Here is a 20,656-nt window from a genome sequence, read left to right on the forward strand (position 1 = left end):
CCTAGTTCAGGAGACCTTTTATGTGTGGAATCACGGGGTATGTGGGCCGTTCTGGTAACGGCGGGAATCACAGTGCGCTCGATGTTGTCCTGGAGGGACTGCGGCGCCTGGAGTACCGGGGCTATGACTCCGCAGGGGTCGCTGTGGTGTCCCGGGGTTTGATTGAGTCGCGGAAGAAGTCGGGGAAGCTGAGCAACCTGATTGCCGAGCTGGAGGCCCGTCCGCTGCCGGAAACCGTCACCGGGATCGGCCACACCCGCTGGGCGACCCATGGTGGTCCGATGGACCGGAACGCGCACCCGCACCTGGCAGATGACGGCAAACTCGCCGTGATCCACAACGGCATCATCGAAAACTTCGCCGAGCTGAAGCTTGAGCTGCTGGACAAGGGCGTAACGTTCCTTTCCGAGACGGACACCGAGGTGGCCGCGGCGCTGCTGGGGGATATCTTCCGGAACAAGCTGGGCGGGGACACCTCCGACGGCGGCCTGACCCGGGCCATGGAGCTGGCCTGCCAGCGCCTGGAGGGCGCTTTCACCTTGCTGGCGGTCCACGCGGACCAGCCCGACGTCGTGGTTGCCGCCCGCCGCAACTCGCCCCTGGTGGTGGGCCTGGGCGAGGGCGAAAACTTCCTGGGTTCGGACGTGTCCGGGTTCATCGACTACACCCGCCGCGCCGTGGAGCTGGGCCAGGACCAGATCGTCACCATCACGGCGGACACGGTGGAGATCACGGACTTCTTCGGCAAGCCGGCCGAGGGCAAGGAATACCACGTGGACTGGGACCCCGCCTCGGCGGAAAAGGGCGGTTTCAGCTCGTTCATGGAAAAGGAAATCCATGACCAGCCCGACGCCGTGGCGCAGACCCTGCTGGGCCGGTCGGACATCAACGGCAAGCTGACCCTTGATGAGCTGCGGATCGATGTTGAACGGCTGAAGCAGGTCAATAAGATCATCGTGCTGGCCTGCGGTACCGCCGCGTACGCCGGCACCGTGGCCAAGTACGCGATCGAGAACTGGTGCCGGATCCCCACCGAGGTGGAGCTCGCACACGAGTTCCGCTACCGCGATCCGATCCTGGACGAGAACACCCTGGTGGTCTCGATCAGCCAGTCAGGCGAGACCATGGACACTCTGATGGCCGTCCGGTACGCCCGCGAGCAGGGCGCGAAGACCATCTCGATCTGCAACACCAATGGCTCCACCATCCCGCGTGAATCCGACGCCGTGCTGTACACACACGCGGGCCCGGAAATCGCTGTGGCCTCCACCAAGGCGTTCCTGGCGCAGATCACCGCCGCGTACCTGCTGGGCCTGTACCTGGCACAGCTGCACGGCAACGTAGATGAAGGTGACATCAAGGACGTCCTCGCGGACCTGAACAAGATCCCGGCCAAGATCCAGAAGATCCTGGACAACGCAGGGCCGCTGCGGGAACTGGCCCGGTCCATGGCTGACGAGAAGTCGGTGCTGTTCCTGGGCCGGCACGTCGGCTACCCGGTGGCCCTTGAAGGTGCGCTGAAGCTGAAGGAAATCGCGTACATCCACGCCGAGGGCTTCGCCGCCGGTGAGCTCAAGCACGGCCCCATCGCCCTGATCGATGAAGGCCAGCCGGTGTTCGTGGTGGTCCCGTCCCCGCGCGGCCGCGACTCGCTGCACGCCAAGGTCGTGTCCAACATCCAGGAAGTCCGCGCCCGCGGCGCCCGCACCCTTGTCATCGCCGAGGAAGGCGACGAAGCGGTCAAGGCCTACGCCGAGCACGTCTTCTACGTCCCCGAAACCCCCACCCTGCTGATGCCGCTGCTGACCACCGTCCCGCTGCAGATCTTCGCCGCGGAACTCGCTGCAGCCAAGGGCTACGACGTGGACCAGCCCCGCAACCTCGCCAAGAGCGTCACCGTCGAATAACCGGCACACGGGGCGGTGCCGAACAGCTCGCCGACCTCGCCCTCAAACTGGTCGCGGAGGCAGTAAGACTCCGGCGCCCCGGAGAAACGGGCCCCGCAGAGCCAGCAGCAGGGATCGCCGGCCCGGGCCAGTGTTACTGGGCGTCGCTCCGTTGCCGGGTAGCGATCGAGGCAACAAAGTCTTCCGGAAGACCGACACTGGCGGGGCTGATATCTTCGACCTTCCATAGCGCGGGCCCGCGCACTCCTGCAGGGGTCGGCGTGGACACGTCAACCAGGGAAGGGGCCGTTGCCAGGCCCGTCCCTAGTGCTTTCAGGACGGCTTCCTTGCGGACCCAGAGGCGGGTTTGGAGTTTGGCCGTCAGCGCGGGGGGCACTTCTTGCAGCAGGCCACGCTCATTGGCTGTCATCGCCAGCGACGCGAACCCGTCAAAGTCTGCTGCGGCCCCGTTCTCGATGTCCACGCCGATAGCGGCGATACCGTCGTCAAGGCTGGCGGCCAGTAGGCACCAGTTCCCGGACCGGCTGAGGCTGACGCGAAGACGGGCGTCAGAGGAAGGGAACTGATACCGCGGGATCCCGTGTCCCGGGTCGGTTCGATTGCTACAGGCTGGACAGAAGTAGTCGGCCTTGAGGGACTTTGGGCTGTCCCCGGTCAGCGCACTGATGTGGAGGCGCAACGCTATGCGGCCGGCCAGGAAGGCGTCCCGCAGGGCGGGGGAGCGGAAAGTCGAAGTCCTGGCCAGCTCCGCCTCATCCAGGACATGCACCAGGCCCAGGTCGACGTCGGACAACCGAACGGCCGCCAGCGAGACCCTCTGACCTAACGGCGTCACGGGAGCGGGGGAAGTGCTGGCTCATAGAGCCAAGGGTTCAGAACGGCGCGGGCGTTGAATCCGGGGAGTTCGATGCAAACCTGATCGGCTGTGTCCATGAAATCAGCTGTCGTGACGCTGCCAAAGCGGTAACGGTGCGTCCACGTTCTGAGGATTTCGAAGAACAGCGCATCCCCAGTGGCGTGGCGCAAAGCATGGAGGGCAAGGGCGCCGCGTTTGTAGACGCGGTCATCGAACATCAGCTCCGGTGAGGGGTCACCCACCAGCAAATCCTGCGCCTGGGAGGAGAGTCCCTGCCAGGCGCACTGTGCCCTCTGCTGTGCCGTGGTGTTTCCGGAGGCTTCGGACCAGATCCACTCGGCGTAGCAGGCGAACCCCTCGTGCAGCCAGATGTCGGCCCAGGAGGTGGCGGTCAGGGAGTTTCCGAACCACTGATGGGCAAGTTCATGGGCAATGAGCCGCTGGGCCTCCCATTGCTGGTTGAGATGGTTCGGACCGAAAACAGACAGCGACTGCGCTTCCAGGGGGATTTCGAGATCGTCGTCCGCCACCACCACGGTGTAACCGGGGAAGGGGTACGGGCCGAAGCAGGTCTCGAAAGTCTCCATCATCTGGCCTTGCCGCCCGAGGGCAGCAGCGGCGGTGGCCATGAGGGCCGGGGGTGCCGCAACGAATTGCGGGACCTGACGCTGGCCGCCGTCGTCCGCGGTGCCCGGGCGGTGGCCCGGAAGGTGGGGCTGGAAGGCCAGGGGCCCAAGGTCGTAGCGGCCGATCTGCACCGTGGCCAGATAGGTGGCCATGGGCTCAGGCTGTTCAAAGACCCAGGTTTCGCGGCTGGCCTTGGCATGGCGCGAGACCAGCACACCGTTGCAGACCACCCTGTAGTTGGCCTCTGTGGTGATGGTGTACCCGAAGCTGGCTTTCTGGCTGGGATGGTCATTGCAGGGAAACCAGGACGGCGCGCCGGTGGGCTGCCCGGCCACAAGCACCCCGTCGGTGAGCTCTTCCCAGCCCACTTCGCCCCAGTTGCCGCGCAGGGGACCGGGGGAGCCCTCGTACCGGATATCAAGGCTGAAGTCGCTGCCCGCGGGCACGGGACGGCCGGGGACGATGAAGAGCTGGTGCCCCCGCTGGCTGAATCTCTGCACACGCTGCCCGTCCAGTTGAACCTTCAGTACCCGCAGCCCGGCCAGGTTCAGCATGATGGTGGCCAGCTCAACGTGGGAGCGGGCTGTGATGGCGGCGTGGCCGGAGAGCCTGTTGGTGGACACGCGGTAGTCGAGGTACAGCTCGTAGCGGGTGACGCCGTAATCTGCGGATCCGTGACCTGGCGTGTAGGGATCGGGCAGCGGACTGCGGGGGACGGCTGTCCGCTGCCCGCCTGGTACGTGCTCCTGGTGTGCGGTCACTGTAGCTGGGCCTCTCGGGCGGGAACGGCTGCGGCCGGGGAAGCCCATGGGCTGACCGGATTCCCGATCCAGTAGCTGGCCGCCGGAACGGTCTCGCCACGCATCACAAGCGATGCCGGACCCACTGTGCCGCCGGCACCAATTCGGGCTGCAGGCAAAATTACTCCGTGCGGGCCCATGGTTGCCCCGGCTTCAAGCGTAACGGTGTCGATGCTCATCACCCGGTCGTGGAAGAGGTGGGTCTGGATGACGCAGCCGCGGTTCACCGTGGAGTTCTCACCCAGCGTGACCAGATCCGCCTCGGGCAGCCAGTAGCTTTCACACCAGGCGCCGGAGCCGATCTTGGCACCAAGGCCACGCAGCCACCACACAAGGGCTGGGGTGCCCGCGGCAGCGCGCGCGAACCACGGCGCCGTGACCATCTCGATGAAGGTATCCACCACCTCGTTGCGCCAGATGAATGAACTCCACAGGGGGTGCTCCCGTGCATCGATCTTCCCCACGAGCAGCCACTTGGCCGCTACCGAGCTTGCCGCGGCCACAGCCCCGGCTGCCAGCAGCACGGGCGCCCCGAGCACAGCGGCGGCGGCATATCCGGCGGTTCCGGCGATCCAGTCCAGGACGGCAAGGATGGCGACGGCGATGGCTGCGGTGAGGATGACGGGAACAGCCCTGCACAGTTCCCAGCAGGAGCGGTAGATCTTCAGCCTCAGCGGCGGGTCATAGGTCAGGCTCTGGTCAACCTCCATCCGTGCGCGGCGGAGACGCACCGGCGGGCTGCCCAGCCAGGACGTCCCCGATTTCGCTTTCGCGGGCGTCGCGGACAGCACAGCCACCAGCGAGTTCTTGGGCACGCTGCGTCCTGCCCCGGTCATGCCCGAATTTCCCAGAAACGCCCGCTTGCCGATCTTCGCCGGAGCGATCCTCATCCACCCGCCGCCGAGCTCATAGGAGGCAATCATGGTGTCATCGGCCAGGAAAGCGCCGTCGCCCACCGTAGTCATGGAAGGCAACAGGAGCACTGTGGATGCTTCAACGTTCCGGCCCACTTTTGCCCCCAACAGCCGCAGCCAGACCGGCGTAAACAGGCTTGCATAGAGGGGAAAGAGCAGGTCCCTGGCCATGTCCAGAACGCGTTCGGTGGCCCACACCCGCCAGCCGGTGAAGCTGCGGACGCGGTAGTGGCCTTCGCGGAGTCCCAGGCCAAGCAAACGGACGACGGCGGCCGTCAGGACCATGTTGGACAGGAACCAGACGACGGCGGCAGCAGGCACAGTCCACAACAGTTCCGGCCACGACGAGAACAGGGACTCCTGGCCCCGGACGGCGGCGATCACCGGAAGGGCGCCAAGGGCTGCCGAGACGAAGGGGATGAGCGCCAGGGCTGCCGCTGCCAGCGCGTAGGCGCCAAAGGACAGCACCGATTTCAGGCCCGAGGGCGGCCGGGCGGGCCAGGCCTGCTGTGCCTTCCCGAGGCGCTGGGCAGGCGAGCCCGCAAAGCGCTGGTTCGCCTTGAGCTTGCCCAAGACGGCCGAGCCCGGGGCGACTTCGGATCCGGCACCGATGCGGGCGCCCGGCATGAGGGTGCTCCGCGAGCCAACAGTCGCGCCCGGGCCGACCCGTACGTGTCCGATATGGACCAGGTCGCCGTCGATCCACCAACCCGAAAGATCCACCTCGGGTTCGATTGAACAGCCCGATCCCAGGCTCAGCATGCCGGTCACGGGCGGGACGGAATGCAGGTCAACATCCTTGCCCACTTTGGCGCCCAATGCCCGGGCGTAGTACGGAACCCAGGGGGCGCCAGCCAGGCTGACCGCCCCGGACAGGTCCGCGATCTGTTCTGCCAGCCACAGCCTCAGGTGCACCTTCCCGGACCGCGGATAACTGCCGGGAAGCACGCCGCGGAGAAGCAGGCGCGCCGCCGCCACGGAGATGGCCATCCGGCCCAGCGGATTCACAAACGCCAGCCAGGACACCAGCACCCACCACCAGGACACTGTCGGGGCCCCGCTCAGGACACCGCACGCGGCGAGGACGTTGTTGATGGCCATCAGATATGTCAGCCAGCGCATGGCCACGAGCACGTGCAGGGGCAACCCGGCCACGATCTGGAAGACCTGCGATTTACGGGCGGTAGGCCGCACTGAACGTTCCATCGGCTCGGAAGCCGCCATGCCGCCGTCGGGCGATGAAAGCCGGGCAAGTTCGATCAGTGCTCCAAGCCGCGGGCGGGCGTACACGTCAGCCACGGTGATGGTGGGGTAGCGCACCCGGAGGGCGGAGACCAGCCGGGCGGCGGCCAGGCTGCTGCCCCCGTAGGCGAAGAAATCAGCGTCCAGGCTGTCCGATGGCGTCCCCAGGACGGCCGCCCACTGATCAGCGATCCAGGCTGATGGCCCGTCCAGGTCCGGCGCTACGCCTTCACCTGCGGACGCCTGCGCCAGCGGCCATGGCAGCGCATTGCGGTCCACCTTGCCGCTGGTCTTCACCGGAAGGCTGTCGACGACGGCCAGCAGTGGGATGAGGGCCGCGGGAAGCCGGGCTGCCAGCCGGTTCCGTAATTGGTCAAGGTCGGGGGAAGTGTCCGTCGCCGGCACCAGGTACCCAACGAGGATCTGGTTTCCGGCAGCGGTGCTTTGGACCGTGGCCGCCGCGCCCTGGATGCCGGGCAGGGACTGCAGCGCGGCGTCGATTTCGCCCAGTTCGATCCGGCGCCCACCGAGTTTCACTTGCTCATCGGCCCGGCCCACAAAGACCAGGCCTTCAGTCTCGTACCGTACAAGGTCTCCGCTGCGGTAGGCGCGGTCCCATCCCAGCGTGTGCATGGGCGCATACTTTTCCGCGTCCTTGGCCGGGTCCAGGTAGCGGGCAAGGCCAACACCGCCGATGATCAGTTCTCCGGTCTGCCCCTCGTCCACGGGAACGCCGGCGGCGTCGACGACGGCGAGATCCCACCCGTCCAGGGGAAGTCCGATCCGAACGGGACCCGATCCGTCCATCCGTGCGGCGCAAGCCACGACGGTGGCCTCGGTGGGCCCGTAGGTGTTCCAGACCTCGCGTTCGTCCACGGCAAGCCGCGCTGCCAGCTCGGGCGGGCAGGCCTCGCCCCCGAAAATCAGGAGCCTGACTGCATCCAGCGATTCGGCCGGCCACAGCCCAGCAAGGGTGGGAACGGTGGACACGACGGTGATCCCGTTGGTGATCAGCCATGGGCCCAGATCCATCCCGGTGCGCACCAGAGACCGCGGGGCAGGCACCAGGCAGGCGCCGTTCCGCCAAGCCAGCCACATCTCCTCGCAGGACGCATCGAAGGCGACCGACAGTCCCGCCAGGACGCGGTCCGAGGAGTTGATTGGATGGTCCGGAAGGAACAGCCTGGCTTCGGCGTCGACGAAGGCGGCAGCTGACCGGTGTGTCACCGCCACGCCCTTGGGTTTGCCCGTGGAACCGGACGTGAAAATGACCCAGGCGTCATCCTCAACCCCGGGTTGCCGGGGTGCCGGGAAGGGCGCCTCCCTGCCTGCGCTGAAGATGCCACCGGCGCGGAGGATGGCCGCCACCCCGGCTTCTTCGAAGACGAGGGCAGCCCGCTCTTCAGGGTCGTCCGCGTCAACCGGCACGTAGGCGGCACCCACCAGCAGTGTGGCGAGGATGGCTACATACAGCTCGTTGGTGCCCGACGGGATGCGGATTCCAACTTTGTCGCCGGCTCCGATCCCGTTGCCGTGCAGGCGCCGGGCATACTCCTTCGCGGCGGCGTGGAGGTCTGCGTAGCTTAGGGAGACCCTTCCGTCGTCGAGGGCGGAAGCGTCAGGGAACTGCCGGGCCGTTTCCTCAAAGACCTGGACAAGGGTCCGCGGCGGTGCAGCCTTCTCCGCGGCAGCCAGCTGCGGCAAGTACGCCCCCGCACGCCCATTGTGTCCGGGAGCCTGTCCGCCGGTGTTCACTACGGATACTGCCTGCTTCCCTGCTGGTTCAGTCAGATCAGAAACATTCACCGGCCGAAGTTACTCCGCCGGAGTGAACGGACGATGAACAGCGTCGCGGCCATTCACTTTCGCCTGGGAAAGGCTCTGGAGCCGATCATTAGCTTGGTGGCCGGTGGAAGGTCTCCCGGTGGAGCCGGTTCCAGGCGCTGCGTTCCACCAGGATCGGTATGTAGCTGCGGATGCGGGCACGGCCCAAGGTGTCGTATTCGGCAGCGACAATACCTTGGATATGTTCCCTGGGGGTCTCCGGATAACTTGCAGCCACTCGATCACCGACGCGTAGCACAAGGGGTTTCCTGTGGGTCCTGGTCCATCCGACAAATTGCGGATGTCGGAGGCGTCAAGGGCCGGTTAAGGCCACCGCTTCATGCGTAGCTTTGCGGCGCCGTTCGCCGGCATCAGGCGTGCGGCCCAGCTGTGCCCACCTAGCACTGCGGTGAACATCCGGTGAATACTGACCCGCAGGTTCACATTTGACGCGCCGCCGCCCCGGGGCATGCTTGAATTCGGTCAGGGCAGCGTGCGTGAGCACGCATGCTGAGTGCCGTCAGGGAGCATGGATGCATACAAAAACTTCTCCGCCAGTCTGGGCGCCGACATGGCTTACGCAGGGTCGCTGATTCTGGGGGTCCCATGGTCGGTGCCGCCGTTGCTCGTATACGCAGGTGCAGAGCTGGCCGCTGATCTTAACATCCACCTTGTTTGTGCCTTCGTGGACCCGTCCAGTGTTCTTACGGAATGGGAACCTCAACGGATCCGTACGGCGCTTTCGCTTGATCCTGTTGTCAACGAAGAGGCGCTCTACCCTGCCAACGAGGTGCGTTCGCGTATCACCGGTCTTTTGGGCCCTGACGGAACAGCGTGGTCCTTCCGGGAACTGCACGGCGACGTCAGCTCTGCACTGGCGCGACTTGCTGCGAGCACTGGCGCCAGCTTGCTCATGGTCGGGAACGGACGGCCAGGTCTCCTCGCCAAACTCAGCAGGATTATGGAGGGAACGGTGGCGGACAAACTCGTCCAGGCACAGGACAGGCCGGTGGTCGTTGTCCGCGAATGCTGAGCTTCTTGTACAGTCCATAACGGGGAGAGTTTCCATTTTTGATCTACAGATCAAGGGGAGCCGGGACGCGCTTGGGAGAAGAACAGCACGTCTGCCTCATTGAAGATGACCCGGATGGGACTGATTACCGCAGTGTTGAGTCGTGCGGGGGTTAAAAGTACCGGCGGTCGGCTCAGGAGCGAGGGTAAAGCCGCAGCCGGTTCAACCTTGTCCCTGACCACCCTGGACTTGGGTCTGCCCGACATTGGCGGATCAGGACCTAGGATTCCGTCAACCCAAACGGCCACGATCCAGCCGGTGGGTTCTCTCCCTGCGGGCCCGGTGGCTGCCTCCTCTTCCTCCAGCGTCTGCGCGAGCTCCACGAGGAGTTCGGCCAGCGGGACGACAGCAGTGGACGGAACCGCCTCAGCAACGCTGAACCGCTTCGACAGGTACTGGGCGTAAAGGACATCCCGGCTCTGCTGCCCCGACCTTGAAGGGAAAGTCGTCTTCTTCTCCCAGGCTGACGGGAAACAACAACGGCGCCGGGGGTGACGCCTGCAGCGCCCGCGGGACGTCATGACGGTCCATATCGGGCAGCCCTAGGTCAAGAGTCATCAGGGATAGAGACTCAGCAGCTGCCCCTGCGGCCACCCGTCGGTCCAGGAACCGCCGGCCAGCACCTCGGATCCTGCACGGTCCGGCGCGGCGTGTCAGCAGCCCAGGGATGGCGGGACTAGCGGTCGGGGCTGCGTTGGGTTCTCTCGCGGTGGAGCCGGTTCCATGCGCTGCGTTCGACCAGAATCGGTATGTAATTGCGGATGCGCGCATGGTGGTTTAAGATGTCGTACTCGTCTGCGACGACTCCCTCAATGTGGTGCCGGGGCGTTTCCGGATAGCTGGCAGCCAGCCGTTCAACCAGGCGCAGGACGAGGGGTTCCTTGGGGTCATCACTCATCCACTAAAGTGTGGACGGCACCGTAGTGACCGTCAAGGGCAAGACGTCCGCCGTCCCGGCTCCTGTGTAGTGTCATCAATGAGCGTTTTGGCCCTAGTTGATCTCAGCCCCGACAAATCAACGCGCAGAAGCGGCCCGCCCCTGCCTAATAACCTTCCACGCGTAGAACGGAGGGAGCCTAGGGCGACTCCCGGCAGGTAGGTACATTACGTTCATCCAATAGCCATCGAAGAACTGTTGTGTGAAGTGGGTGCGTGAAGGAATATCTGAGTGGCGGTGTGCTGCCTCGATGGGGAGGTTCCTTCTATCCTCCATCGGAGTACTGACCAGCCAGGGCTGACTCCTGGTCTCAGGAACCCTTTCAGGAGTCAGCCCACCCCTACAGCGGCTGCGGCGATTGCTGGAACTTGAGGAGACCGCACTGGTGGAGGGCAGGTACGCCGTGCGCGCCCAGGACCCGTGGTGGGTCCGCACAGCCTTCGTGACCTCTCGTCCTGCAAAGCACTTGAGCTCAACCTCCCCAGTCAATGAGCCGGCGAAGTTTCCTGCCGGCTCACCTTCAAAAGCTAGCCTGTGACGAGCATGCCCCGCCAGGCCACGTCGAGGGCCGCCCGGCACCGTGCACGGGTGGGCTCGTCGTCGAGGCGGTCTCCCCGGACGACGATTTGGTAGTAGAAGACGCCGGCGATGAGGTCGAAGCAGGCTTCGGGATCAAGGTCGGGCCGGAGTACGCCCTGGTCGATTCCGGTGCGCAGGGCGGCTTCGATCGGTGCGCGCCGCCGGGATACATGGGAGGACCAGTAGGCCTTCTGCAGGTCCCGGTCGGCCATGACAAGCCTGATCCGCTGGCGGAATCTTTCCTCCGGGTAGTCCGTTATGCCGGCTTCCGTGGTGGCCCCGAAAAGCATGCCGAAGATGGCCTCGCGTAGGCCAGCGTCGTTGGGGATGGTTGGGGGAACTTCACGTCCGACATCCAGGGCTGCTGCGACGAGCGTGGTGAGCGAGGGCCACCGACGGTAGAGCGCGGCACGGCTGATCCCGCTGCGTCCCACCACCCGGGCAGCCGTCACTTCCTCTTTGTCGTCGATCAGTTCCAGGACTGCAGCGAGGACCTGAGCATCGATGTCGTCGTTGCGCGGGCGGCCGGGGCCCCGGCGCGCATCTCGCGCCGGGGCCGGGACGGTGGATGCTGCGCTCATGCAAGGGCCCGTTCGCGGATGCGGGCGATGGTTCCTTCACCGAGCCCGGCTGCGCGCAGGGGTGCCAGCACGTCACCGTGGCGTTCCCGCAGCCGGGCGAGCATGGTGTGCATGGCTATGTCCATCGGTTCCTCGGAGATGGTCACGGCCGCCATGGCGTCGAGGTCGAATCCGAGGCGGGCCATGAGCGCGCCTATGGTTGGCTTGGTGCGTTCCAGGATGGCGGGCATGTTGGGGGAGGTGCGGGCGTAGTCTGTGACGATGTCATCGTCGGTGGCGCCGAGGGCGAGCAGGAGGACTGCGGCCAGAACGCCGGTCCGGTCCCTGCCAGCGGCGCAATGGAACGCTGTCGCCCCCGGCGCGAGGGCGATGATCCCGAGGGCGCTGGCGAGTTGCGGCGCGGCGCTTTCCACCATCCTCGCGTACATCTCGCCCATGGCGACGTGCTCGATCACGGGCGCGTCGCCGTCGGGCATTCCGGCGCTGATGCTCTCCATGAGGGGCAGGTGGTGGTAGGCAACTCGGTAGCGCGCAAGCGGGCCGCGGCCGGTCACTGCCGCCTCATCGTTGGTGCGCAGGTCAATGACGGCGGCGAGTCCGCCGTCCACAAGTGCCTGTGCGTCCTCGTCCGTGATGACGGACAGGTCGTCGGCCCGGAGCGCCAGCCCGTCGCGGAGGATGCCTCCTTCGATGGGGATACCGCCGAGGTCCCGGAGGTTGACCGGTGCGCTGAGTTCGATGCCGATGGTGGGTGTTGTCATGTGATTTTCCTTCTGATGAGTGCGCTGCCCTGGTCGATGACCGTGACGAGCACGATGATGCAAATGATGATGGCGCTGAGGTGTCCGTAGTTGTACATCCGCATGGCCGTGGTGAGCTCCAGACCGATGCCGCCGGCGCCCACGAGCCCCAAGATCGTCGCTCCGCGGACGTTGCCTTCGAAAAGCAGCAGGCTGTACGAGGTGAGCAGCGGGGCGGCCTGGGGGAGGATGCCGTACTGGACGACTTGGCGTTTTGATGCTCCGACTGCCTGCATGGCGGTGATGGGGCCGCGGTCCACCGATTCCATGGCCTCGGCGAAGATCTTTCCGATGGAGCCCAGGGAGCCAAGGGTCATGGCGAGGATGCCTGCGAACGGTCCAAGCCCGACTGCCGAGACGAACATCAGCGCGAACACCAGGTCCGGCACCGAGCGGATGATGTTCATGACCCAGCGTGCCGGGTAGTAGAGCCAGCGCGGGGCGATGTTGGACGCCGCGGCGAAGGCCACCAGCAGGGAGAGCACCGCGCCGAGGACGGTGCCCACGATTGCCATCTGGATGGTTTCGATCAGCAGGGTGGTGATGGTGGCGAGCTTGGAAAAGTCGGGCGGGAAGAGCCGGGACAGGAACTCGCCCATGTTCAGGGTGCCTTCGCCCAGTTTGGCAAAGTTGAACTCGGCGCCCCAGAAGGACCAGAGGAGCACGACGACGGCGATCGGTATGCCCGTGAGGAACCGTGCGCGGGGCACGGAGAACGCCCGTTCCAGGCGCAACCGTTCTGCAGGGTCCAAGGTAGTTGGTGGCGTTTGGGCTGGGGCCTCGCGTTCAGAGGTGGTGGTCATGGGAGGCTCCTTCCTCGTCGTAAAGTACCGAGAGCTTGCGGGCGTCGAGTTCTCCCGTGGGGGCGGAGAGGATCAGGTTGCCGTTGCGCAGGCCCAGGATGCGGTCGCTGTGGGCGAGTGCGAGGGGCAGGACGTGGAGGCTGACGAGGACGGGGATACCGTCTTCCTTGGCGATGCCGCGGAGCAGCTCCAGTACCGAGTCGGCGAGTTTGGGGTCGAGGGACGCTACCGGTTCGTCGGCCAGGATCACCCGGGGCTGCTGCATCAGGGCGCGTGCGATGGCGACGCGCTGCTGCTGGCCGCCGCTGAGTGCGCGTGCCGGTTCCTTGGCCTTGTGCGCGATGCCCACACGGTCCAGGTAGTGCATCGCCAGTCGGCGGTGCCCGCTGTTGAATCCGCCCACGAGATTGACCGGTCCGGCGTTGTGCAGGGCGCCGGTGAGGACGTTGGTCAGGACGCTTAGGCGGGGAAGGAGATTGAACTGCTGGAAGACCTGCCCGACGTCGGAGCGCAGTTTCCGCAGGTCGCCGTGCCGAAGGTTGGTGACGTCGTAGCCCGCCACACGGGCGGTGCCCGCCGTGATGGGCGCGAAGCCGGTCAGGCTTTTCATCAGGGTCGATTTGCCGGAGCCGGAGGCGCCCAGGAGGGCGACCATTTCCCCCGGGCGGACGTCCAAGTCCACGCCGTCCAGGACCGGCTGGTCGCCGTAGGCGACGGCCAGGTTTCGCACCGAAACCAATGGGAGGACCTGCTTCACCTCCGAGGCGGCCCCGGCTGCGGCAGCAGTAGGTGCACTCATCAGCCGAGGTCCTCAAGCTTCACGTCGGCGACGGAAGCGATCTCGGCGAAGGAATTGAAGATCGCCGGCTCCGGGTCAATGATTTCCTCGAGGCCGATGAAGCCCTTGCCCAAAGCACCGAGGGCTTCGGCGTTCTTCTCGGAGAAAACGTTCGGCAGCGCCTCCTGCAGGAGCTCGCGGGTATCGGTATCCAGGGACTGCCGGGACAGGACGCTGCCCATCACATCCATGGCCGGGCTCTGGCCGATACCCCTCCACTCGCCGTCGGCAAAGGGAAACATCGGAGCGCCCAGCTCGGTCAGCATCACGGCCGTGCAGGCGGCGTCCACCTGGCCCTGCTTTAAGGCGGCGAAGCTTCCTTCGTGGCCGCCGGCGAAGATGGCCTCGTAATCCTCACCCTTCTTCAAGCCTGCCTCGTGCAGCATGTAGACGGGCATGAAGTAACCGGAACTGGACGCCTGATCGGCGAACGCGACGGTCTTGCCCCGCAGGTCCTCCAGCTTCTTCACCGGCGAACCGTCCAGTACCACGCAGGTGGAGACGGGGTCATCGCTGCCGGCCCACGCCATCAGGGAGTCAACCTCGCCGGTGTTGACCGCAAGGGCCGAGGGGAACCCGCTCATGATGCCGATGTCCACGTGGTCACCGCGGATGGCTTCCACAACACTGAGGTAATCAGGCACATCCGTGACCTCAACCTGGCGCCCGGTTTCAGCCTCGAGCAGTTCGGCAAAGGCCTCGATCGGGTTAGCCTGGGTGGGATCCTCGCCCAGGGGAATGGTGGCAATGGTGATCGGCGCAGAAGTGTCGCTGGCCTGTTCAGCTGCCGGCGCCTCGCAACCGGTCAGAGCAACAAGGGCCCCGACACTGAGCATGCCGAGAGCGGGCAAAGTGGGATAACGCATGATTTCCTTCGCGGAAGATGGTGGGGTTTCGAGAACGCCTATATCGAAACTCCGCCAAGTGACCGCGAATTACGAGAACGCTGTACTGAAAAACAAACAATGGGTTAACGTCCGGTCATGTACAACACTGGACGCTGGGACGCCCACTCCACAGACATCGCGCCAACCCCGTCGCCACGGGCAGCGCACTTCGGCACGAGTGCTGAAATCCCAAGTGCGGCCGAGCGTCATTGCTCCTGTGTCCTGGGCTCTGTCCACGACAGACTGGACCCCCTGGATGGTGTATCAATGACAAGGCGCGCAGGCTCCCACCGATACTCAGGAGTGGATTTACGTCGTGTCGTGCTCACAAGAACACCTTCCCGCAGAATTCCAGGATCCCGCTACTTCAGGTGTCCACCAACAGAGGTTAACCCCACCGAACTCATGCGGGGAGGTCCGTCCAATGGTGTCAGGGGCCGGGCATCTTCCGGACCCTCAATCTGCGGTGTCGTGCTGGCGTGTGACCGGTGACAATACGCCGGGGTCGGCCGTGCCGGTAGGCCAGCGCCTCAGCGGGTGCTTCAGATCGCACCAGTGACGACCCGCTCCTTCGCCTCCGGATTCGGAGGATGATGGCAACCGCCAAACCCAGCCAGGCGATGGCCGCACCGATGACGAGGACTATCGCTGGAATTTTGTCCACCCCCACGCTCCTCATCGTGGACGTACTGTTCTTGCCGCCCTCGCGGATTAGTCCTGGTCTTGAATGAACTGATCGACTGCGCGGGGGGTGCCGGGCGGATCGGAGACCGGTGCAAAGCGGCCGGCCATCGGAGTGTCCTCGTGGTTGTCCGAATGGGAACGAGTTGCGACGGTTTCGCGCCGTCGGCTCAGTTCAACAGTTACGAGGTCGAGCAGCGCTTGGGATGGCCCGGGGAGGTGGAGGGGTCTGCCCTGGCGCCCTGAGTGCTGGATCTGCAGGAGCGCGACCTGGATGCGTACGAGCTCACGGGTGGGCACGGATGGCCATCGGCGGGGCAATTCGTGGGCAGTGTCGGCGTCCGAGACGCATAGGACCGGCAGCACAAAGTCATTGGAGCCATGCCGCGGTTGGGAAGGGTTGCTGGGAGCAGCAGAAGTCACGGCGAGTCCCCTCTGAGCCGCCTGAGGGAAGCCTGCTGCTTGACTTAATGCAGGTATAGCGCGGGATCCGAATCTGGTCAACGGCCTTGAGGGGTGCCGATGCCTGAGCCCAAAAACCCAATTCCCTTAACGTTGGGTTCCCCTGAGACAACTTTAAAGCGCACTTACTATTCACGACGCAAGGAGCGGGAGGGGGAGTGCGCGCCGAAGTTTGTCCCGGTTCCAGAGTGGTTTGAAGCAACTTCTTGTCTGGGTGGTACCGGCCTTTTCGTATGGCTCGGCGGTGCATGTTGCCCGCTGGGCTGGAGTGACGGAGAGGCTAGGACTGCTGCTGGAAAGTTAGGGCCAGGATGCCAGCGGCTGTGGCGGCGGCACCGCCGTGCTGGACGATGTGGGGTTGGCCCGGTACTTCAAGGAAGTGCCCATCCGGGGCGGTAGCGGCCAGTTTTTGGCACCAGAGCCGGGGTGCTACGGGATCCCGGGATCCGCGGATGACCAGAGTGGGTTGGTTTGCCAGGGCCAACCGGGCGTTCAGGTCGTAGGTCATCATGACGGGCAGTTCGGTGAGGTACCAGCGCAGGCCGGACCGGGCATACTCGCGGAAGACGATGGCATTGCCGGCGGGGCTTTCGAGCAGCGAGTCAAGACCCAGGGACAGGCTCTGCTGGAGGACGGTCCTCCGGGCCGGGTCCACCACAGGGCCCAGGAGCACGAGGTGGGAGACCAAATCGGGGCGTTGGACCGCGAGTTCGGTCGCGAACTGGGTGCCCATCGAGTGCCCGATCAGCACCACGCGGGAGGCGCCCATTTTTTCCAGTGTCGCCGCGGTGTGGGCTGCGTAGTCGGCGATCGAGAGCTGCCGGGCCGGTGTGGGCGTTCCGGCGAACCCGGGCAGGTCGATGGCGTGGGTGTTCCCGTGACGGGCCAGAAGGGCCTGCAGTCGCCGGTAGTAGCGGTGGGACATGCCGATGCCGTGCAGCAGCACAAAGACCGGGCCCGGTGAATCCGGTGGACCTGTCAGGGTGTGCACGTGTGAGGTCAAGGACCTTGTGGTAACAATCCTGGGCGTCAGGCGGGGGCCCTTCCCGGGCATGAGCAGACGGTAACGCGTTGATTCAGTGTCTGGTTGTTGGTCGGTTGCGGTGTGCACCGGGTGTCCTATTCCTAAGGGGGCGGTTCAATCGGTTCGTTAGCCCAAGGTGGCGAGGGCAGCCGGGGCCGATTCGATGGTGACCCGTGTGTGCGCTTCAACGGATTTCACTTCTCCGTCGATTTGATACGGGATGGGTTTGAGGGTGGTGAAGGCGTAGTTGCTGACGCTGGGCTGGTCTCCCAGGCCTTGGGTGGCAGCGCGCAGTGCCGTCAGCAGGATCCGGAACTTTGACCTATGAGGGAAGGTCACGACTTCGAATTTGCCGTCCGAGATCTGGTCGTCGGCTTCGCTGAGGGTGGCGTATTTGGCCATTTCGGCGATGTTGGCGAAGACAAGGCTGTCGAACTTCCGGCGTTTGCCCTCTGTCGGGCGGATTTCGAAAGGCTTGAATTTGGAGAAGGTGCGCATGACGGAGAACATTTCCTTCAGAGCGCCTTTGCTGCCTTTTTCCAGGTCGATTGCCATGACCGGGGTCAGGCCGAAGCCGATGTAGGAGTGGGCGTACTCTGTGGGCGCGTCTGCTGTTGCGCCCTTGGTGATGCGCAGGAGGTCGATGTTTCGCACGGCACCTGCGGCGATGGCGTGCTCCAGGGGCTGGGTGCCGATGATGCGGCTGTGGTCGTTGGCGTTGCCCGCAGCCAAAACGGCGCATACCGCGTGCGGGTTGCCGGATTGCATCACGCCGTTGACGACTTCGTTATAGCCCCCGTCGCCGCTGACCGAGACGACCAGTACGTCCCGGCCGGTTTGGGCAGCGTCCCTTGCCAACTCGACGGCATGGCCGGCATGGGCTGTGGGTTGAAGCCTGATCTCTGCGGCATAGGGGAGAAGCTCTCCGAGCTCTGTCCGCAGTTGCTCGGCGAGTGTAGGTGCGTCGCCGGTGCTGTTGGGGTTGAAAATGATGACGATTGATTCGAAGGTCCGTGCAGTGGTCATGATGCGCTCCGCGGTCATTATGCGCTGTGGTTGATTGATGAGTGGCGCCCCCGGCACCTGGTCCAGTCCTGATTTGGCCTCGGCTGTGTGGTGCCTAGCTGTTTCCGGTATGGACGAGGCTGTCGGGATCCTGCTGTAGGGCGGGTGCGTCGGCGAGGCCTGCAGGGGTGAGGTCGAGGTCCTCGACGGCGGGGGTCTCTGGCCCGTTGGCGGGAGTGGCGTCGGTCGCAGTGGTGTTGTTGTTGTTCGTCATCTGGCTATACCTTTCGCCGTAGGGCGGGGGCTGGGGAGAGGTTCGCGCCGCTGTTCCGCCCGAAACGGGTGCTGCCGCGGCAAGGCCTGCGACGTGTTCTGCGGTGGTTTCCAGTACACGTGACCGGTGGCATTTCGAGCAGCGGATGGCCACCGCGAGGGTGCCTGCCTGTCCGCTTCTGACAGCCGGTGACTCGACCAGGAGGTGCCGGTCGGTGTCACACGTCCGGCACCACGGATGTTGACCGCGCGCCTGGTGCACGCCACGGGGGACGTAAGTATTGGTCGTTGTGGTCATCGGGGGTCAGACGACAGCCCGGTAGCTGTTCAGGATGTAGTCCGCTGCCGCCGGACCCCTCATGCGCAGGCACTGCCCGGAATGGACGCGTTGCTTCATCGCGGCCCAGAAGGTGTGCTCCGGCCGGGGGGAATGGCGGGAGACGTGGCACCAGCTGGTGTAAAGGCCGTAGAAGGAATCACCGTCAAGAGTCGAATCGGACTGCGGATCACGGTAGGTGGCTTCCTGGAGGAACTGGTCAAATTGCGAATGCGCCATGAACGGCTCTTTTCAAACACGGTGCAAATTCTCCGCCGTTCGGCTACAGCGGCCTCAAACCCGGTGCCCTTGCACGGGACACCAAGCGGTACTGCCGAAAGTATCGGGTTCTATAACCCAGGCAGGCCAAACAAAAAGGTAAGACAGGACAGTCCTGGCGCAACACCCTCCGGTGCCGCGCCAGGATCAGTTCGTTCCGGCACGGGTGCCGGAAGAGCGCATGTTTAGGCGTGGTTGTTGCTGACCCGGTTGCCGGCCTTCGCGAGGCCGCGGGCCACCATCAGGCCGACCGTGAGGAAAGTGATGTACTGCATTGCGTCGTTGGCGTTGAACACGTCAACACCGTTTTCGCTGGCGTCGTCCCCAACAACTGTTGCGGTGATGATCGTGGCGATGACCGCCGCAACATAGACCGCGAACTCAAGGGTCCGGGTCGAAATCTTGATGTCATTGGCATTGCGGACAGCAGTGGTGGAGTGCTCGTTCTGGGTGTGCGTAGTCAATGGTTCTCCTGAGACGGTGATGTGAGCGGCCGTGGCGGCCATGCAAACCCTGATCCCTTTACTGAAACCATGTCGACAACTTCTCTACAATGTAGACTTTACATGTAGACTGCTTAATAAGCAAGCTTACGTATCTCTAAATGGGTGGGCCTGACGCAAACAACAGGACGGACCCGGCCATGGCTTCCCCCGCAGAATCCAAGAGTTCAGCAGGTGCACCGAAAGCGCGCCTGAGCAGGGAACTCGTGCTCTCCACGGCTCTGACGCTTGTGGACAACGATGGCCTGGAAGCATTGTCGATGCGTCGCTTGGGCCAGGAGCTGCAATGCGATCCCATGAGCCTTTACCGCTACGCGGCCAACCGGGCAGCCCTGCTGGACGGGGTCTCCGAAATGGTTTTTGACGAACTGGCCATCTTTCCCGATGACCCGGACTGGCAGGCCCAGCTGCGCAAGATCGCCCATGATCTCCGGCTCCTGGCCCTGCGGCACCCCAATGTGGTGCCGTTGCTGGTTACCCGGCCACTCTCCACACCACTGGGGTTGCGCCCGTTGGGGACACTGCGGCCACTGGAGCAGATCCTGGCGCTGCTGATCGAGGCCGGCTTCACCCCGGCAACAGCCCTTCACGTCTACCGCGCCTACTACGGGTTCCTCTACGGGCACATTCTGAACGAACTGCAGGAATATATTGTGGACCCGGACGAAAGCGAAGCGATCCTGCGTCTTGGCCTGCACCGCCTGCCGGCCAAAGACTTTCCCCACCTGCGGGCATTGGGGCCGGTCCTGGCCGAATATGACGGCGCCGCAGAACTCGACCAAGGACTTAGCATCCTGCTCTCGGGGCTCAGCAACCAACTAACGACCCACCAGTCCTGAACCAGGGCGTAGCAGGTTCAGGGTGTCCTAAATTGTCCGTCCCGGCGGGTCCGGTGTGCTGGTCCCCAGTGCGTGGCCACATTTCCCGTGAATTTGCGCGCACGGGCCAATCTTCATGCTTCAGCCGCCGAACTTACAGCCGAATGTCGTGCTGGTTTGGGGCCGCCAGGCGGAGACAACACGGGATGGTAATCATGCAAAGAACCAGAGGTGAGGGAATGGCCTCATGTGACCCAGTCTTGGGCAGGCGCATCGTGGGATAAGTCATCGATTGCCCAGGCAAGAATCCTCAGCTCGAACGGGTCCCGTTCGGTGAGGCCGCGCAGGTAGGAATCGAACTCGAACATGTCTGCAGATCCACCGTGGGCCCAGTACTTCAACCACAGATCCTTCACCCAGCCCGGGTCCTTTTGGGCCAATGCTCGTGCCACGCTTCGTGGATCCTCCATCGGGTACCTCCTTCACCATTGGGTTGCCGCTCTGCGGCGCTCCTACTGCTCCGGACGCCTTCTACGTTGCCAGCTGCGGGCGGCCGGTGGCAATTACCGACGTCGGCACCGCCCGGGGCTGCAGGACAAACCATTCCCTGATTAGAAAGGCTACTTAC

The 20,656-nt window shown here is 64.5% G+C and carries 20 protein-coding genes; 3 read left to right on the forward strand and 17 right to left on the reverse strand.

Features of this window, described 5'->3' with window-relative positions:
• Nucleotides 1–20: 20 nt before the first annotated feature.
• Entirely contained in the window at nt 21–1,907 is a 1,887-nt protein-coding gene (gene glmS / locus AC5RUQ_RS15110) for a glutamine--fructose-6-phosphate transaminase (isomerizing) (RefSeq protein ID WP_493948175.1), read from the forward strand.
• A gap of 133 nt (nt 1,908–2,040) precedes the next feature.
• On the opposite strand, the gene AC5RUQ_RS15115 is transcribed toward glmS, so the two are convergent.
• From AC5RUQ_RS15115 to AC5RUQ_RS15130, 4 genes are all read right to left on the reverse strand, one after another.
• Nucleotides 2,041–2,700, reverse strand: a complete 660-nt coding sequence (locus AC5RUQ_RS15115) for a 4'-phosphopantetheinyl transferase family protein (protein ID WP_493948176.1) — start codon at nt 2,698–2,700, stop codon at nt 2,041–2,043.
• Between the two features lie 38 nt (nt 2,701–2,738).
• Nucleotides 2,739–4,091: a M1 family metallopeptidase gene (locus AC5RUQ_RS15120; RefSeq protein ID WP_493948437.1), complete on the reverse strand. Its 1,353-nt coding sequence runs from the start codon at nt 4,089–4,091 to the stop codon at nt 2,739–2,741.
• Between the two features lie 56 nt (nt 4,092–4,147).
• Nucleotides 4,148–8,101 carry a Pls/PosA family non-ribosomal peptide synthetase gene (locus AC5RUQ_RS15125; protein WP_493948438.1) on the reverse strand — a complete coding sequence of 1,318 codons (3,954 nt, stop codon included), beginning with the start codon at nt 8,099–8,101 and terminating at the stop codon, nt 4,148–4,150.
• Nucleotides 8,102–8,240: 139 nt separating this feature from the next.
• Complete coding sequence (locus AC5RUQ_RS15130) at nt 8,241–8,429, reverse strand: three-helix bundle dimerization domain-containing protein (RefSeq protein ID WP_493948177.1); 189 nt, start codon at nt 8,427–8,429, stop codon at nt 8,241–8,243.
• 270 nt (nt 8,430–8,699) lie between these two features.
• Between AC5RUQ_RS15130 and AC5RUQ_RS15135 the strand changes: the two genes are divergently transcribed.
• Nucleotides 8,700–9,203 carry a universal stress protein gene (locus tag AC5RUQ_RS15135; RefSeq protein ID WP_493948178.1) on the forward strand — a complete coding sequence of 168 codons (504 nt, stop codon included), beginning with the start codon at nt 8,700–8,702 and terminating at the stop codon, nt 9,201–9,203.
• A 715-nt stretch (nt 9,204–9,918) separates the two neighbouring features.
• Here AC5RUQ_RS15135 and AC5RUQ_RS15140 read toward each other — a convergent pair.
• The 12 genes from AC5RUQ_RS15140 to AC5RUQ_RS15195 all read right to left on the reverse strand — a co-directional run bounded on the left by AC5RUQ_RS15140 (nt 9,919) and on the right by AC5RUQ_RS15195 (nt 19,171).
• Entirely contained in the window at nt 9,919–10,140 is a 222-nt protein-coding gene (locus AC5RUQ_RS15140; protein ID WP_493948179.1) for a three-helix bundle dimerization domain-containing protein, read from the reverse strand.
• A gap of 566 nt (nt 10,141–10,706) precedes the next feature.
• The gene (locus AC5RUQ_RS15145) at nt 10,707–11,339 is read right to left on the reverse strand and encodes a TetR/AcrR family transcriptional regulator (RefSeq protein ID WP_493948180.1); all 633 of its coding nucleotides are present in this window, start codon (nt 11,337–11,339) and stop codon (nt 10,707–10,709) included.
• Nucleotides 11,336–12,100: a tyrosine-protein phosphatase gene (locus AC5RUQ_RS15150; RefSeq protein WP_493948181.1), complete on the reverse strand. Its 765-nt coding sequence runs from the start codon at nt 12,098–12,100 to the stop codon at nt 11,336–11,338. Before AC5RUQ_RS15150 ends, AC5RUQ_RS15145 begins: the two co-directional genes overlap by 4 nt.
• Nucleotides 12,097–12,942, reverse strand: coding sequence for a phosphonate ABC transporter, permease protein PhnE (gene phnE, locus AC5RUQ_RS15155; RefSeq protein ID WP_493948182.1), 846 nt, complete (start codon nt 12,940–12,942; stop codon nt 12,097–12,099). The genes AC5RUQ_RS15150 and phnE overlap by 4 nt, the downstream gene beginning before the upstream one ends.
• A complete protein-coding gene (locus tag AC5RUQ_RS15160) occupies nt 12,926–13,741 on the reverse strand; it encodes a phosphonate ABC transporter ATP-binding protein (protein ID WP_493948183.1) in 816 nt (271 codons plus the stop codon). The genes phnE and AC5RUQ_RS15160 overlap by 17 nt, the downstream gene beginning before the upstream one ends.
• Nucleotides 13,741–14,646 (reverse strand): phosphate/phosphite/phosphonate ABC transporter substrate-binding protein, encoded by a 906-nt coding sequence (phnD, locus tag AC5RUQ_RS15165; protein ID WP_493948184.1) that lies wholly within the window; start codon nt 14,644–14,646, stop codon nt 13,741–13,743. The genes AC5RUQ_RS15160 and phnD overlap by 1 nt, the downstream gene beginning before the upstream one ends.
• Nucleotides 14,647–15,378: 732 nt before the next feature.
• Nucleotides 15,379–15,771, reverse strand: coding sequence for a hypothetical protein (locus AC5RUQ_RS15170; protein WP_493948185.1), 393 nt, complete (start codon nt 15,769–15,771; stop codon nt 15,379–15,381).
• Between the two features lie 319 nt (nt 15,772–16,090).
• A complete protein-coding gene (locus AC5RUQ_RS15175; protein ID WP_493948187.1) occupies nt 16,091–16,864 on the reverse strand; it encodes an alpha/beta fold hydrolase in 774 nt (257 codons plus the stop codon).
• Nucleotides 16,865–16,960: 96 nt separating this feature from the next.
• Nucleotides 16,961–17,860 (reverse strand): diacylglycerol/lipid kinase family protein, encoded by a 900-nt coding sequence (locus AC5RUQ_RS15180; protein ID WP_493948189.1) that lies wholly within the window; start codon nt 17,858–17,860, stop codon nt 16,961–16,963.
• Between the two features lie 94 nt (nt 17,861–17,954).
• Nucleotides 17,955–18,113, reverse strand: coding sequence for a hypothetical protein (locus AC5RUQ_RS15185; RefSeq protein ID WP_493948190.1), 159 nt, complete (start codon nt 18,111–18,113; stop codon nt 17,955–17,957).
• Between the two features lie 303 nt (nt 18,114–18,416).
• Entirely contained in the window at nt 18,417–18,668 is a 252-nt protein-coding gene (locus tag AC5RUQ_RS15190; protein WP_493948191.1) for a hypothetical protein, read from the reverse strand.
• A gap of 224 nt (nt 18,669–18,892) precedes the next feature.
• The gene (locus AC5RUQ_RS15195) at nt 18,893–19,171 is read right to left on the reverse strand and encodes a hypothetical protein (RefSeq protein WP_493948192.1); all 279 of its coding nucleotides are present in this window, start codon (nt 19,169–19,171) and stop codon (nt 18,893–18,895) included.
• A 179-nt stretch (nt 19,172–19,350) separates the two neighbouring features.
• Here AC5RUQ_RS15195 and AC5RUQ_RS15200 point away from each other — a divergent pair, with 179 nt between their 5' ends.
• On the forward strand, nt 19,351–20,049 hold the full coding sequence (locus AC5RUQ_RS15200; RefSeq protein ID WP_493948194.1) for a TetR/AcrR family transcriptional regulator C-terminal domain-containing protein: 699 nt from the start codon (nt 19,351–19,353) through the stop codon (nt 20,047–20,049).
• 224 nt (nt 20,050–20,273) lie between these two features.
• Here AC5RUQ_RS15200 and AC5RUQ_RS15205 read toward each other — a convergent pair whose 3' ends face one another.
• Nucleotides 20,274–20,498 (reverse strand): hypothetical protein, encoded by a 225-nt coding sequence (locus AC5RUQ_RS15205; RefSeq protein ID WP_493948195.1) that lies wholly within the window; start codon nt 20,496–20,498, stop codon nt 20,274–20,276.
• Nucleotides 20,499–20,656: the final 158 nt, after the last annotated feature.

It is taken from the genome of Arthrobacter sp. MDT2-3, assembly GCF_059090465.1.

Coding starts and splice junctions, on each gene's coding strand:
- glmS (WP_493948175.1), top strand. CDS start 21: ATGTGTGGAATCACGGGGTATGTGGGCCGTTCTGGTAACGGCGGGAAT.
- AC5RUQ_RS15135 (WP_493948178.1), top strand. CDS start 8,700: ATGGATGCATACAAAAACTTCTCCGCCAGTCTGGGCGCCGACATGGCT.
- AC5RUQ_RS15140 (WP_493948179.1), bottom strand. CDS start 10,140: ATGAGTGATGACCCCAAGGAACCCCTCGTCCTGCGCCTGGTTGAACGG.
- AC5RUQ_RS15145 (WP_493948180.1), bottom strand. CDS start 11,339: ATGAGCGCAGCATCCACCGTCCCGGCCCCGGCGCGAGATGCGCGCCGG.
- AC5RUQ_RS15150 (WP_493948181.1), bottom strand. CDS start 12,100: ATGACAACACCCACCATCGGCATCGAACTCAGCGCACCGGTCAACCTC.
- phnE (WP_493948182.1), bottom strand. CDS start 12,942: ATGACCACCACCTCTGAACGCGAGGCCCCAGCCCAAACGCCACCAACT.
- AC5RUQ_RS15160 (WP_493948183.1), bottom strand. CDS start 13,741: ATGAGTGCACCTACTGCTGCCGCAGCCGGGGCCGCCTCGGAGGTGAAG.
- phnD (WP_493948184.1), bottom strand. CDS start 14,646: ATGCGTTATCCCACTTTGCCCGCTCTCGGCATGCTCAGTGTCGGGGCC.
- AC5RUQ_RS15175 (WP_493948187.1), bottom strand. CDS start 16,864: ATGCCCGGGAAGGGCCCCCGCCTGACGCCCAGGATTGTTACCACAAGG.
- AC5RUQ_RS15180 (WP_493948189.1), bottom strand. CDS start 17,860: ATGACCACTGCACGGACCTTCGAATCAATCGTCATCATTTTCAACCCC.
- AC5RUQ_RS15185 (WP_493948190.1), bottom strand. CDS start 18,113: ATGACGAACAACAACAACACCACTGCGACCGACGCCACTCCCGCCAAC.
- AC5RUQ_RS15190 (WP_493948191.1), bottom strand. CDS start 18,668: ATGGCGCATTCGCAATTTGACCAGTTCCTCCAGGAAGCCACCTACCGT.
- AC5RUQ_RS15200 (WP_493948194.1), top strand. CDS start 19,351: ATGGCTTCCCCCGCAGAATCCAAGAGTTCAGCAGGTGCACCGAAAGCG.
- AC5RUQ_RS15205 (WP_493948195.1), bottom strand. CDS start 20,498: ATGGAGGATCCACGAAGCGTGGCACGAGCATTGGCCCAAAAGGACCCG.